Annotated in this window: 14 protein-coding genes; 6 read left to right on the forward strand and 8 right to left on the reverse strand. The window is 71.0% G+C overall.

Translation table 11 applies throughout. The features are described from left to right. Window positions 1-99 precede the first annotated feature (99 nt). Window positions 100-1,245, reverse strand: coding sequence for an aminoglycoside phosphotransferase family protein (locus tag OHO27_RS40125; RefSeq protein ID WP_328429839.1), 1,146 nt, complete (start codon window positions 1,243-1,245; stop codon window positions 100-102). On the opposite strand from OHO27_RS40125, the gene OHO27_RS40130 reads away from it, so the two are divergent. Both OHO27_RS40130 and OHO27_RS40135 read left to right on the forward strand, forming a co-directional pair. Then, the gene (locus OHO27_RS40130) at window positions 1,244-1,432 is read left to right on the forward strand and encodes a hypothetical protein (RefSeq protein ID WP_328429840.1); all 189 of its coding nucleotides are present in this window, start codon (window positions 1,244-1,246) and stop codon (window positions 1,430-1,432) included. The two genes, OHO27_RS40125 and OHO27_RS40130, sit on opposite strands and share 2 nt — an antisense overlap. 58 nt (window positions 1,433-1,490) lie before the next feature. Beyond that, on the forward strand, window positions 1,491-2,987 hold the full coding sequence (locus OHO27_RS40135) for a DNA-binding protein NsdB (RefSeq protein ID WP_328429841.1): 1,497 nt from the start codon (window positions 1,491-1,493) through the stop codon (window positions 2,985-2,987). Between the two features lie 58 nt (window positions 2,988-3,045). On the opposite strand, the gene OHO27_RS40140 is transcribed toward OHO27_RS40135, so the two are convergent. After that, complete coding sequence (locus OHO27_RS40140) at window positions 3,046-4,476, reverse strand: PP2C family protein-serine/threonine phosphatase (RefSeq protein WP_328429842.1); 1,431 nt, start codon at window positions 4,474-4,476, stop codon at window positions 3,046-3,048. 433 nt (window positions 4,477-4,909) lie between these two features. Here OHO27_RS40140 and OHO27_RS40145 point away from each other — a divergent pair, with 433 nt between their 5' ends. Beyond that, entirely contained in the window at window positions 4,910-5,323 is a 414-nt protein-coding gene (locus OHO27_RS40145; RefSeq protein WP_328429843.1) for an SsgA family sporulation/cell division regulator, read from the forward strand. Window positions 5,324-5,392: 69 nt separating this feature from the next. Here the strand turns inward: OHO27_RS40145 and OHO27_RS40150 are convergent, their stop codons facing one another. Next, window positions 5,393-6,490 carry a baeRF3 domain-containing protein gene (locus OHO27_RS40150; protein WP_328429844.1) on the reverse strand — a complete coding sequence of 366 codons (1,098 nt, stop codon included), beginning with the start codon at window positions 6,488-6,490 and terminating at the stop codon, window positions 5,393-5,395. Between the two features lie 65 nt (window positions 6,491-6,555). Beyond that, complete coding sequence (locus tag OHO27_RS40155) at window positions 6,556-8,211, reverse strand: alpha/beta hydrolase (RefSeq protein ID WP_328429845.1); 1,656 nt, start codon at window positions 8,209-8,211, stop codon at window positions 6,556-6,558. A gap of 271 nt (window positions 8,212-8,482) precedes the next feature. On the opposite strand from OHO27_RS40155, the gene OHO27_RS40160 reads away from it, so the two are divergent. After that, window positions 8,483-9,136 (forward strand): chaplin, encoded by a 654-nt coding sequence (locus tag OHO27_RS40160; protein WP_328429846.1) that lies wholly within the window; start codon window positions 8,483-8,485, stop codon window positions 9,134-9,136. 204 nt (window positions 9,137-9,340) lie between these two features. After that, window positions 9,341-10,195: a GNAT family N-acetyltransferase gene (locus OHO27_RS40165; protein ID WP_328429847.1), complete on the forward strand. Its 855-nt coding sequence runs from the start codon at window positions 9,341-9,343 to the stop codon at window positions 10,193-10,195. A gap of 9 nt (window positions 10,196-10,204) precedes the next feature. On the opposite strand, the gene OHO27_RS40170 is transcribed toward OHO27_RS40165, so the two are convergent. Continuing rightward, the gene (locus OHO27_RS40170; RefSeq protein ID WP_328429848.1) at window positions 10,205-10,690 is read right to left on the reverse strand and encodes a nucleoside deaminase; all 486 of its coding nucleotides are present in this window, start codon (window positions 10,688-10,690) and stop codon (window positions 10,205-10,207) included. A gap of 134 nt (window positions 10,691-10,824) precedes the next feature. Between OHO27_RS40170 and OHO27_RS40175 the strand changes: the two genes are divergently transcribed. Next, window positions 10,825-11,601: a GNAT family N-acetyltransferase gene (locus OHO27_RS40175; protein WP_328429849.1), complete on the forward strand. Its 777-nt coding sequence runs from the start codon at window positions 10,825-10,827 to the stop codon at window positions 11,599-11,601. A gap of 95 nt (window positions 11,602-11,696) precedes the next feature. Here OHO27_RS40175 and OHO27_RS40180 read toward each other — a convergent pair whose 3' ends face one another. The 3 genes from OHO27_RS40180 to OHO27_RS40190 form a co-directional block, all read right to left on the reverse strand. Next, window positions 11,697-11,960 (reverse strand): GlsB/YeaQ/YmgE family stress response membrane protein, encoded by a 264-nt coding sequence (locus OHO27_RS40180; protein ID WP_328429850.1) that lies wholly within the window; start codon window positions 11,958-11,960, stop codon window positions 11,697-11,699. 69 nt (window positions 11,961-12,029) lie between these two features. Further along, a complete protein-coding gene (locus OHO27_RS40185) occupies window positions 12,030-12,488 on the reverse strand; it encodes a hypothetical protein (RefSeq protein WP_328429851.1) in 459 nt (152 codons plus the stop codon). Between the two features lie 56 nt (window positions 12,489-12,544). Continuing rightward, on the reverse strand, window positions 12,545-13,144 hold the full coding sequence (locus tag OHO27_RS40190; RefSeq protein ID WP_328429852.1) for a hypothetical protein: 600 nt from the start codon (window positions 13,142-13,144) through the stop codon (window positions 12,545-12,547). Window positions 13,145-13,182 lie beyond the last annotated feature (38 nt).

Genomic DNA, 13,182 nt, shown 5'->3' on the forward strand with positions numbered 1-13,182 from the left:
GGCCTGCGGGGCGTCAGTGGCGTATCCCAATGGGGCCGCTCACACGAAAGCCCGCGGTACGCCGCTGTCTCCAGGGCGCACCGCGGACCACCGTCCCCGTCAGCGAGTGCCGACCGCCGCGCGCACGGCCCGTCGGGCCAGTTGGCAGTCGTCGTGCAGCCGCCTCAGCAGCAACCGCTGTTCCTCGCCGGACGGCGCAGCACCCGGGTGGGCCACTCCCGGTGCCGCCGGGGTCGGTGCGTCGTGCATCGAACGCTGCACGGCCGTCTCATAGCTACGGATCTCACGGGTCAGCACCAGCATCAGGTTCACCAGGAACGCGTCCCGTGACGCCGGGCCAGCCGACTGGGCGATCTGGCTGATCTGCCGCCGGGCCACCGGCGCGTCCCCGAGCACCGACCACAGCACCGCCAGGTCGTAGCCCGGCAGGTACCAGCCCGCGTGCTCCCAGTCCACCAGCACTGGACCGGCCGGTGAGAGCAGGATGTTCGAGAGCAGTGCGTCGCCGTGGCAGAACTGGCCCATGCCCTGCCGGCCCGCGCTCGCCGCGATGCCGTGCAGCAGTTTCTGCAGATCCCCCAGGTCCCGGTCGGTGAGCAGGCCCAGCCCGTGGAACCGGGAGATCTTGGCCGCGTAGTCCAGCGGCGCGTCGAACGTGCCCGCCGGCGGCCGCCACGCGTTGAGCCGGCAGATCGCGCCGAGTGCCGCCCGGATGTCCGCACGCGGCGGCGTCTCCAACGGGTGCCGCTGCAGTGCCGCCACCCGGCCCGGCATCCGCTCGATGACGAGGGTGCAGTTGTCCGGATCCGCTGCGATCAGTCTCGGCACACGCACCGGAGGGCGGTGCCGGACGAACGAGCGGTATGCCGCTATTTCGTGGCGGATCTGCTCCGACCACTCCGGGGAGTGGTCGAGTAAACACTTGGCGACGGCCGTGCTGCGCCCGGTCGTGCCGACCAGGAGGACAGACCGCCCGCTGCGGCGCAGCACCTGCACCGGAGCGAACTCCGGGCAGATCCGGTGCACCGACGCGATCGCGGTGCGCAGCTGGGCGCCCTGAGGGCCGGACAAGTCGAGTCTCCCGCTGAGCGGTTGGGTGCCGAGCCCCGCGGCACGCGGCGGCCGGCCCGCGCCGAGCACGGGGGCGGGCGCCGGCCGTGCGGGGGCGAGGTAGGGGCCGCTGCCCGCCGGGCGGGAACGTAGCGACCGGGGCGGGGCGGACACGGAGGATGATGCTGCGTACATGGGAGAACAGATCCCTTCGTGTGCCTGCGACGACAATGCGCTGCCCGATCCGGCCGCCCGGGTGCACCCTGGGGAATGCACCAGCCATATTCCAAAGGGCGACCGGGTCGGGGTGGCGCGTTCCTACCTGACACCCGATGCGCAGTGGCACACCATCTGGCGCACCCTGGCGAACCCTGGCGAATAGTCGCCCGGCATCTTTCACCGGGCTACTGTCAACTCAGCCGAGAACCTGGGGGCTTGACGTGAGCGGAGAACCCAACACCCGCCTATCGGACCTGTTCGGCCTGGCCGGCTGGTCCAAGGGCGAACTCGCAAGGCTGGTCAACCGGCAGGCGGCGGCCATGGGCCACCCCCAGCTGTCGACCGACACCTCGCGGGTGCGGCGGTGGATCGACATGGGAGAGATCCCGCGCGATCCGGTGCCGCGGGTGCTGGCAGCCCTGTTCACCGAGCGTCTCGGCCGTGTCGTGACCATCGAGGACCTCGGTCTGGTCCGGCACGGGCGTGCGGGGAAACGGCAGGACGGCGGGAGCGTCGAGCATCCCGACGGTGTGCCGTGGGCGCCCGAACGGACCGCCGCGGTCCTCACCGAATTCACGGGAATGGACCTCATGCTCAACCGACGCGGCTTGGTGGGCGCGGGTGCCGCGCTCGCCGCGGGATCCGCACTCAGCAGCGCCATGCACGACTGGCTGCACACCGACCCGGCCCTCAAGGCCGACGCTCCCCAGTTCGACGACCCCCTGCACGCCGACCCCGCCGGGTTCGACCGCTACGAGGCCGCCCCCATCGGGTCGCAGGAGATCGAGGAACTGGAGCGCTCGGTCGAGGTGTTCAGGGCCTGGGACGCGGCCCGCGGCGGCGGGCTGCAGCGCAAGGCAGTCGTAGGACAACTCAACGAGGTGGGCGGCATGCTCGCCTACCACCACCCCGAACATCTGCAGCGGCGCCTGTGGGGCGTCGCCGCCAACCTCGCCGTCCTCGCGGGCTGGATGTCGCACGACGTCGGCCTGGAGCCCACGGCCCAGAAGTACTTCGTCATCGCCGCCCACGCGGCCCGGGAGGGCGGCGACCGGCCCCGCGCCGGAGAGGCGCTCTCCCGAGCGGCTCGCCAGATGGTGCACCTCGGCCGGCCCGACGACGCACTCGACCTCATGAAACTCGCCCAGTCCGGCTCCGGTGGCGAGGTACTGCCGCGCACCCGGGCCATGTTCCACACCATCGAGGCCTGGGCACAGGCGTCGATGGGCCGGGGCCAGGCCATGCGCCGCACCCTGGGACAGGCGGAGGACCTCTTCGTCTCCGACAAGAGCGACGTGCCGTCACCGAGCTGGATGCAGACCTTCAAGGACGAGGATCTGTACGGCATGCAGGCCCTGGCCTACCGCACGCTGGCCGAGTTCGAGCCGGGCGCGGCCGCGCACGCCCAGCACTTCGCTGAGAAGGCCCTGGCCCTGCGCGTGGACGGGCGCGAGCGGTCGAAGATCTTCGACCATCTGTCCATGGCGTCCGCCTGCTTCATCGCGGACGACCCCGAACAGGCCGACCGCTACGCACGACTGGCCCTGATGTCGATGGGCTCCAACTCGTCCGGCCGCACCTGGGACCGGCTGCGCCAGATGTACCGACTCACCGCCGAGTACTCCAGCTACCCGAAGATCCACGAACTGCGGGAGGAGATCCAGTTGGCGCTCCCCAAGATGAAGAAGTCCGGCGGCGGCAACAGCGCGCGGGCGTAAGGGGACTGTGCGCTGATCCCTTCCCGGAAGTTCCGGAACGTCCTGGGCCGCTGAAGTTCTAGGACGTCACCCTGGCCACGAGCACACAGGCATTGTCCTCGCGCTCACTCTCACCGAACTCCTCGACGACCAGCTGTACGCAGTCCTGTGCGGTGCCTGCCTCGCCGATGCGGGGGCCGAGGCCGAGGAGGCTGTTCACGGAGTCCGCTGCGCTGTGCCCCGGCACCAGTCCGTCGGTGTGCAGCAGGAGCACGTCGCCCACCTCGAGGGTCTGTTCGGCCTGCGCGTAGACGGCACCCGAGGTGGCGCCCAGCAGGACGCCGTCCGGCGCGTTCAGCATGCGCCCCGTCCCGTCGCGGAACAGCAGCGGGGCGGGGTGTCCGGCCTGCGCCCAGACCAGGGTGCGGGTCTCGGGCCGGTAGCGGCAGCAGACGGCGCTGCCGAGAGCCGGCTGGACGGTGGCGTCGAGTAATTGGTTCAGCCAGGACATCAGTTGGCCCGGCTGGGTGCCGGCCATCGCCATGCCGCGTACGGCTCCCAGCAGGGTCGCCATGCCGGAGGCCGCGGCGACGCCGTGTCCGGTGAGGTCGCCGACGCTCAACAGCGAGTCGCCGTCGGCCAGTTCGAGGGCGTCGTACCAGTCGCCGCCGATCAGTGTGCTCGTCGACGACGGCAGCTGCCGGGCTGCGAGGTCCAGTGTCCGAGGGCCCTGGTGCGGGAGCCGCAGGGAGCCACGCCACGGCGGTAGCACGGCCTCCTGCAGCTCGACCGCGAGCCGGTGCTCGGTCTGTGCGTGGTGCCGGTCGCGCTGGAGCGAGTCACGGGTCTCACTCACCGCACGCCTGCAGCGGCGCAGTTCGCTGACGTCCCGCAGCACGGCCCACATCGAGGCGGTGCTGCCGTCAGTGTCGAGCACGGGCTCGCCCATCATGTGCACGGTCCGGGCCTCGCCGTCCGGCCGTACGATCCGGAACTCCCCGTCGATGGGCTTGGCGTCGATGAGGCAGTCGGTGACCATCGCCGTCAGCTTCGACCGGTCCTCGTCGAGCACCAGGGACGGCAGCTCGTCAAGGGTGAGGGGCGGAGCGGCGGGGTCGCGCCCCAGGATCTCGTAGAGCTCGCCGGACCAACTGGCCTCGTCCGTCAGCAGGTTCCACTCCGCGCTGCCGACCCGGCTGAGCAGTGAGCCGCGCCGGGGAGCCGGCGGCACGGCCAGGCCGGTGGGCGCGGCCTCGGAGGCCGGAGAGGTGGGGGCCGGGCCGTCCCGCAACTGGGCCAGGTGGTCGTCGAGGTCGTTGAGGTGATGCAGCGCGAGATCGCACAGTGCCCGCTGCCACCGCTCCTGCGGGTCCGAACCGTCGCTCTGAGTGTCCCGCCGCACGGCGTCGACGTCGCCCTTGAGCCGTCGCGTCTGCGTTATCAGCGCGTCGACCGAGCCGCGTCCGGGCGGCTGAGCGGCGGGGCGGTCCGCAGAGAGATGGGGCGGCATGACGCACTCCGATGCGGGGACGGTACGACCAAGGCTGACGGAAGGACCGTTACGACTGTCGCACAGCCCGCGACGCCCCGTAAGGGATTTGGCAACACCCGATTCGGTGGTGCGTCCGGCATATGCCAGAGTCTTCACGGAGGGCTCGTCCGATACGGATGGTGTACGTCACCGGCTGGGTCAAGTCGTAGGCGGCGTACGCCACTTGGCGGTCCGCACAGGCGATTGCACGGCGTTCATGCGGATGTTCGACGGTCGCATGTTCTAGGGGTGGAGCGGTCACGAGTACCCCTCGCGGGGTTGCACGCATCGTGAGTGATGCAGGTCACAAAAATGATGTCCACTTGGACGTAATGCGAAGGGCACTTGCGGGGTCGTAAGAGGACAGCGGCAAAAACCGAGCCCGACCGCCGATCCGCAGGGGAGACCGCCCATGGACATCGCCCTCGAGCAGCCCGCGCACGCCCGACTCATCACCGGCGACGAGCGCGAACTGTCCGTGCCCGCCAAGCTGCGGTACGCCTCCACGGATCCGCTGGCGGTGTACATCGACTTCCCGGGCGATGTCTCCCTCGACGGTCACGGTGCCACCTGGACCTTTGCGCGCAGTCTGCTGGAGGCGGGGCTGCGCGGGCCGGCCGGGGACGGGGACGTGCACATCTGGCCGTGCGGCGAGGAGCGTACGGTCGTGGAGCTGCACTCGCCCTACGGCATGGCCCTGCTCCAGTTCGACACCGCCGCCCTAAACCGCTTCCTGCTGCGGACGTACGCGGTGGTCGCGTCCGGCGACGAGGACCTCGGGGCGGTCGTGGAGCGCGGCCTGAGCGCGCTCTTCGGCGGCGTGTGACGTGAGCGCACCGCGGAAGCGTGCGAGGAGGCGAACGGGCCGCCGCTGTGCCTCCTCGACGCTCCGGCGTCAGTAGCGCAGCACGCCCGCGATGCCCTGGGCGTCGCTCAGCGTGCCGTCCGGCACGAAGCGGACCTCGGCGCCGGTCTCCAGGCACTGCTCGACGATCTCGTCCACGATGTCCTCGCGGGCGTCGAGATCGCCGCTCTCCGCCGGGATCAGATGGCCGCCGTCCTCGCCGCGCACCGTGACGCGGTAGTTCTCCTCGACGGCCAGCAGCCGCACCCGGCCCTCGCGCGCGCTGCGCCACACCTCGTCGACGCCGGCGGCGAACGCCTTGCGGCCGAGGGCGGTTTCGAGTTCCCGGGCCACGGCGTCGGTCCCCCTGCGGTTCTCGGCGGCGATGACCGGCCGGACCGCCTGCCACACCGCCTCGCGGGTGCCGTGCGCGAGCCCGCCGTGGGGGACGTGCACGGCGGACTTGGTGATGCCGCCGATCTCGTCCAGCAGGGACAGCGCGGCCGGCTCGCCGGTGACGTAGAGCTGCCCCGGGTTGTGTTGCAGGACCGCGCCCAGCGCGGAGTCGGCCTCCTTCAGGAAGTGGCGCGTGTCCTCGTCGCGGAACTTGCTCGGCACGTCGCCGATCTGTTCCTGGCGCTCCGCGTCGAAGTTCTGGATGTCCCGGGTCAGCGGGAAGCCACCGCTCCGGGCCTCGGTGACGCGGTCCAGGGCGCCGTGCCACAGGGTGACACGGTCCGTGGAGACCGAGAGCACCCAGAACGGCCGCTCGGCGGCCTGCGCGGAGACGAGGTTGCGGGTCAGGAAGGTGTCCGAGAGCACCACGCGCTCGGGCACGGTGCGGGCGACCGACCACACCTGGTGCTCGCCCGGAGCGGCGAAGATCACCAGACCGTCCTCGGCGTGCGTCAGATCGATCTCGGCGAGGGCCTGGTCGAGCTGCCGTTCGACATCGACCCGGCGTTCGCGGGTGACCGAAGGGTCGGCCTCCAGCTGTTTCTTGGCCGTGGCGACGACATTGCGCAGCCGGACCTGGTCCTGGGCCCGATAGGGCTCGCGGGGGTGTGTGGGCGTCAGCACGGACACGGCCGGATAGGGGCGCGGGCGCCGCAGCTCGGAGAGGGTCGTTGGACTGAGTGCGTGCTCCATAACAGCACGATAGGGCCGATTCGCCCATCGGGCATTTGGGGCAATCCATCACCCCTGCCCCGGATCTACTCCCGGCGCTCCTCGGGCCCGCAGGAGCTGCCGTCGGCCGGCAGCGTGCCGTACAGGAGGAAGGTGTCGACCTTCCTGTGCACACACTTGGATGAGGCGTATCCGGTGTGCCCGCTGCCCTTGTTGTCGAGGACCACGGCCGACGAGCCGAGCCGCTTCGCCGTCTCCTCGGTCCAGCGGTAAGGCGTGGCCGGGTCGCCGCGGGTGCCCACGAGGAGCATCTTCGGCGTGTGCACGTCCTTCACGTCGTCGCGTATGAAGTCCGTGCCCTTGGGGCGGCCGTAGCACATCAGCACCCCGGTGAGCCGGTAGGGGCCGAAGACCGGCGACGCCTGCTCGTACTCGGCGCGCAGGCCGTCGAGGCCGTCGACGATCTGCCGGCCGGTGGGGCGGTCGGGGTCGTCCGCGCAGTTGACCGCCATCAGGGCCGCGGGGAGGTTGTCGAGGGGGACGTCCTCCTCGTCGACCAGGCCGCCGTCGGGCTCGTCGGACTCCTCCGGGCCATCGGACTCCTCGGGACCATCGGACTCCTCGGGACCATCGGACTCCTCGGGGTCGTCGGTCTGCGCGCGCCGCCAGGGCGCGGCACCGCCGGCCGCGAAGGCCTCGATGGCGTGCGTGTCGCCGTCCTCGACCAGCGAGGCCAGAGCCCGCTCCAGGGAGGGCCACATCTCCTCGCTGTAGAGCCCCTGCCCGATGGCGCCGACCAGGTCCTGGCCGGTGAACGGCTCGCCGAACGCCGACGGCACCGGATTCTCGTCCAGCGAGTCGACGAGCCGTACGACCTGCTTGCGGGCCTCGCGTGCGTCCTGCCCGAACGGACAGGCGATGTCCTGCACGCACCAGTTGATGAACTCGTCCAGCGCCTGCTGCTGTCCCTTGGCGCTCGCGACGCCCTGCTCCGTCAGCGGCTCGGTCAGCGTGTCCACTCCGTCGAGCACGAACCGGCCGACCTTGTCGGGGAACTGGGCGGCGTACACCGAGCCGAGCCGTGTGCCGTAGGAGAAGCCCAGATAGTTGAGCTTCTTGTCGCCGAGGGCCGCGCGCATCACGTCCATGTCGCGCGAGGCGTTGATCGTGCCTATGTAGGGGAGGACGGGGCCGGAGTGCCGGGCGCACGCGTCGGCCGCCTTCTTCAAGTCGCTGAGGACGGACTGCGGATCACGGCCGAGCTCCGTGCCGTCCTCGGCCATGTCGATGTTCTCCTCGCCGTCCCCGCAGCTGACCGGCGAGGACCTGCCGACGCCGCGCGGATCGAACGTCACGATGTCGTAGCCGTCCGTCAGCTCCATGAACTCCTTGCCACCGGTGGCGAACTGGGGGATGCCGGCGCCGCCCGGTCCGCCGAAGTTCACCAGCACCGAGCCCTGCTTGTCGCCCGTCGCCCGGTAGCGGGCGAGCGCCAGGTCGAGCGTCCCCTCCTTGGGGCGGGCATAGTCGAGAGGGACGGTGACCTTGCCGCACTGCATGTCCTTCGGCAGCCCCTCGCCGGGACACTTCGCCCAGGTGATCTTCTGCCGGTAGAACCGCGTGAGGTCGGGCTCGGAGCTGTCCGTGGCCGCGGGCAGCCCCGTGCCGAGCAGGGCCAGCCCGACCGCGCCGGTCACCGCGCAGCGGCGCAGCATGGGCCGCGTTGACAGGTGGGCAAGCATCGATGCCTCCAGGGACGCCCGTCGCGGACCGGTAAACGGCGTCCTGGCTCACGATAGGCGGGCCCCGGAATGCACGCCTCCGGACGTGCGGGACCGCCCGTGCGGGCGTACCCTGTGCCCCTTTCGTTGCCGGTGGAAGTTTTTACCGCTAGTTCGACAACCCTGACGCTCGATGGGGTGAATGGCCGATTAGCCATAACTCGGATGGTTCGCCTGCGTTTTATCCGGTGCGGGCGAGTGCCCGCGACCATGTCTGGAAGGCAGGGAACCTATGAGACGGGTTACCCGATACGGTGTGATCGCCGTCGCCGCCTCGGGCGCGATGGCTGTGACGTTCCCGGCGTATGCCGACTCCGCGGCGGATGGTGCCGCGGCCGAATCGCCGGGGCTCCTCTCCGGCAACACCGTTCAGCTGCCGGTCCATGTGCCGGTGAACGTGTGCGGTAACACCGTGAACGTGGTGGGGCTGCTCAATCCGGCCGTCGGCAACACCTGCGCCAACGAGGACGGTGGCGGCAAGAAGGGCGCGGCGTCGCACAGCGGAGCTTCGGCCCAAGGCCGCGGAAAGGATTCGCCGGGCATCGCGTCCGGCAACGTCGTGGAGCTCCCGGTTCACCTCCCGGTGAACGTCAGCGGCAACAGCGTGAACGTGGTCGGCGTCGGGAACGCGGCGATCGACAACGAGTCGGTGAACGGTCCCGGCGACCGCCCTTCCGACACCACGAAGCCGGCACCGAAGCCGGCGCCGCCCCGGCACCAGCCCCGGCCGGTGCCGCCCGCGCCCCTCCCGCAGGGGGAGCCCGAGGGCACCCTCGCCCACACGGGCGCGGACCAGGCCCTCGCCGCGGCAGCGGCGGGCGGCACGCTCCTCCTCGTGGGCGGAGCCGTCCTGTACCGGCGCTTCCGCCCGCAGGCGGTGAGCTGACCCGCGCCTCACGCGCGGCAGGGAAGGCCCCACCCGGCGGGCGGTGGGGCCTTCGTCATGCGCACATCCGTCCGGACAGCTACCTGTGCGGCGCAACGGCTTGATCATGCCGTGACGTGCTCCCCGAAGATCCGCGAGGATGCTGTGGGCGCGGTCGATCACCACGCCCCCATCCCGCGAACCCGCACGGAACGGAGCTCACCCATGACGTCCCCGGCCCCCCAGGACCTCGTGATCACGCAGGCCGGCCTCGACGACTGGCCGGTCGTCCGCGGATGGGCCGTCGACGAGGGCTGGAACCCGGGGCTCGCGGACAGCGAGGCATTCTTCGTGCAGGACTCCGGGGGCTTCTTCATCGGCCGAGTCGACGGCGAACCCGTCTCGGCGATCTCCGTCGTCAATTACGGAGCCGACTACAGCTTCCTGGGCTGGTACCTGGTCCGCCCCGACGTCCGCGGCCAGGGCTTTGGCCTCACCACCTGGAAGACCGCCCTGGCGCATGCGGAGAACCGCACGGTGGGCCTCGACGGCGTCGTCGACCAGCAGGACAACTACCGTCGCTCCGGCTTCGAGCTCGCCCACCGCACCTTCCGCTTCAGCGGAACCGCGCCCGCCGCCCAGGCCCCGGCGGACGTCCGTGCCGTACGGCCGGAGGACCTGACGGAGATCACTGCATACGACAGCGCCTGCACCCCCGCCGACCGCCCCCGCTTCCTCGCGCACTGGCTCACCGGCCCCGGACACCACGCCGTCGTCCGCCGCACCGGCGGCCGCGTGACCGGCTACGGCGTGATCCGCCCCGGCCACGACTGCCCGCGCATCGGCCCGCTCTTCGCCGACACCCCCGAGGACGCGCGGGCCCTGTTCGCCGCCCTCACCGCCGAGACGGCCGGCCGTGAGGTCGCCGTCGACGTGCCCGAGACCAATCCGGCGGGCGTCGCCCTCGCCGAGGAGGCAGGTTTCACGCCCTCCTTCGAAACCGCACGTATGTACACCGGGCCGGTGCGGCCGTACGCCCAGGAGCACGTATTCGGCGTCACCACGCTGGAGCTCGGCTAGCGCTACGGCTCAGCCCTGGGGCCGGTGGAACCGGACGTGCAGTGCGCGGATGTCCTCCGTCAGCTCGGGCACCGGGCCCTCGACGGTCACGCCCGGCGCGACCTCCTGGATCGGCAGTGGCCGTACGGGTGCGGCGGGTACGCGCAACTCGGCCAGCCATCCGGTCAGTTGCTCCGACGAGGCGACGTACACGATGCGTCCCAGGCCGACCCAGGCGTGCGCGGCCGCGCACATCGGGCAGTGCTCGCCCGAGGTGTACACCGTCGCGGCCGCCCGTTGCTCGGGCGTCAAATGGGCCGCGGACCAGCGTGCCAGCTCGAACTCGGGGTGCCGGGTGCGATCGCCCGAGGCCACTCGGTTGTGGTCCTCGGCGAGCACTGTGCCGTCCGCCCCCACCAGCACCGAGCCGAACGGCTCGTCCCCGGCGTGGAGAGCCTCGGTCGCGAGCGCGACGCAGCGGCGCAGATACGGCAGTTCGGTGTCCTTCGCGGCCATGGTGGACGGGCCCTCCCAGCGGTGCGGCTTTCCCTGCGCACCCCAGCTTCGCCGACCTACGGCCGGACGGCGAGGAGGTACGGGCTCGTCATGAAGTTGTTGCCCGGGCAGTGGTCCAGTGATGAGGTCGCCCCATGGATCATGACGCGGTTCTCGCCCTCTTCGACCGGGACCTGCGCGAGGGCGCGCTGCCGGACGGCCCCGACGCCCTGGTCGAGCGGGTGGACGGGGTCGTGCGCCAGGTGTCGTCCGCGCACGGCTGGAACGGCATCGTGTGGTCCGACCTGGACGTGGCGAGCGCCGACGCGGCGATCGCCGGACAGATCGCCCACTTCTCCGGGCTCGGGCTCGAGTTCGAGTGGAAGCTCTACGGCCATGATCTCCCGGCGGATCTCGGACAAAGGCTCAGGGACGCCGGCTTCGCGCCCCAGCCCGAAGAGACCCTGATGATCGGCGAGGTCGCCGACCTGACCCTGGACACCGAGCCACCGGAAGGCATCCGGGTCCTGCCCGTGACCGACCGGGCGGGCGTCGACCTGGTGACCGAGGTGCACGAGAAGGCCTTCGGCGTCGACGGCTCTGCGCTCCGGCACCAATTGCTCGGCCGGCTGACGGCCGCCCCGGACACGGTGGTCGCCGTCGTCGCGCTGGCCGGTGACACCCCGGTGAGCGCCGCGCGGATGGAGCTCGTGCCGGGCACGCGGTTCGCCGGGCTGTGGGGAGGCGGGACCCTCGAGGGCTGGCGGGGCCGCGGCCTCTACCGCGCACTCGTCGCCCACCGCGCCCGCGCCGCCGCGGACCGCGGCTATCGGTACCTCCAGGTCGACGCCATGAGTACGAGCCGTCCCATTCTGGAACGGCTCGGGTTCGAGCCGCTGACCACCACGACGCCCTACGTGTACACGCCGTAGCGGCGTGGCTAGCCGCGACGGCCTCGCCGCCCGTGCGGGCCGTCGCGGGAATCGCCTGGACGTCACGCCGTCCCTCGTGTCTTCGGGTTACGGCGTCAGCGGCGCGCCTTCGTCCGGTCCAGTGCGGCGACGCCGAGCGCGGCGAGGCCGATCTGGATGAGCCACTCGACCCAGTCGACGCCGTCGGTGTCGCCCACGTCGAGGCCGGCCGCGATGGCCGAACCGAGCAGTGCGGCCACGATGCCGACGAGGATCGTCCACAGGACTCCGATGCGCTGACGGCCCGGAATCACGAGCCGTCCGAGCACGCCGATGATGATGCCGATCACGATGGCACTGATGATGCCCGAGATCTCCATTTCGCCCCTCTTCCTCCTGTCCCCGCAAAGGTTGAGTTCCCCCTCCAGGCAGGGACAGTCCGTTCCGGTTCAATGAGCGGCCGACGCCCCGCCAACTCCCATGTCGGCCCAGCCGGTGACGGCCACCACTTCCGAGGCGATGTCGATCACCGAGCGGCCGTCCGTCACCACGCGCACCACACCCACAGGCGCCCGCTCCTCAAGTAGCCGTACGAGCCGAACGCCGTCACCCATGGCCCGCCGGAACATGGGCGCGGCCTCGTCGAGCACGCTCACCGTGTTCGTGTAGACGAGGCGCCGGTATCCGAGGGAGGCGTAGTTCCCCCACACGGCAGCAAGGTTCCGCTCCGTGATGCCGGCCCGATGCGCGTCGCCCGCCGGCGCCGGATGGACGGCCCCCATGAAGTCGCCGTCGATCACCGCATGTGCGACCTGCGCGTCCCGCAGCCGAGCCGACACCTCCCAGCCGACAGTCGTCTTGCCGACCCCGGCCCTTCCCCCGATGAGCAGTACTTCCGCATGGTCCATGCGGGCAGGGTGCCTGGGTACGGGGATGCTTGGCGAGGCGTTCTTGCTCGTCCAGGTCAGTGCCCGTCCGGCCAGGACCTCAACTCGCCGTCCGGCTGCAGGGACACGTGCAGGCCGTTGTTCTCGCCGTGCGCGGCATGGCCGTTCGCGACGAGGGTGTCGAGGCGGGCGGTGCCTGCGTAGAGGTCGGCCTCGTAGTGGTAGTCGGTCAGCCTGTAGAGCTTCGCTTCGGTCTTCCCGTCCGCCAGTGTCGGCGTCGCGACCAGGACGCGCTTGGCCACCGGCTTGGGCTTCGGCTTGGCCTGCTGGACCCAGGATGTGACCTTGCCGTTCGGGTGGAGGGTGACGTGCAGCCCGTTGTTCTGGGCGTAGGCGGCCCTGCCCTGCGTGTAGAGGGCGCCGTACTGGAGGCCCTCGGCCCAGAGCTCCGCCTCGTAGCGGGTCTTGCCGGTCTTGTAGACCTTGGCCCGGCTGACCTTGTCCGCGAGCTTCACTGTCTTCACGTGGACGCGCTTGGTCTTGGACTGGTGTGCCACGGACCTGGCGGTCGGGGTGGAGGGCGCGTCGACGGCGAAGGCACCGGCGGCCGAGACGCCCAGCGCGGCGGTGACGCCGGTGGCGATGAGGGCGGTGCGCAGGGTGCGGGGAGCAGGCATCAGTGAATCGTCCTTCGGTGGGGTTCGTTCGTACCGAT

This window comes from Streptomyces sp. NBC_00443 (assembly GCF_036014175.1).
Classification (GTDB): Bacteria; Actinomycetota; Actinomycetes; order Streptomycetales; family Streptomycetaceae; genus Streptomyces.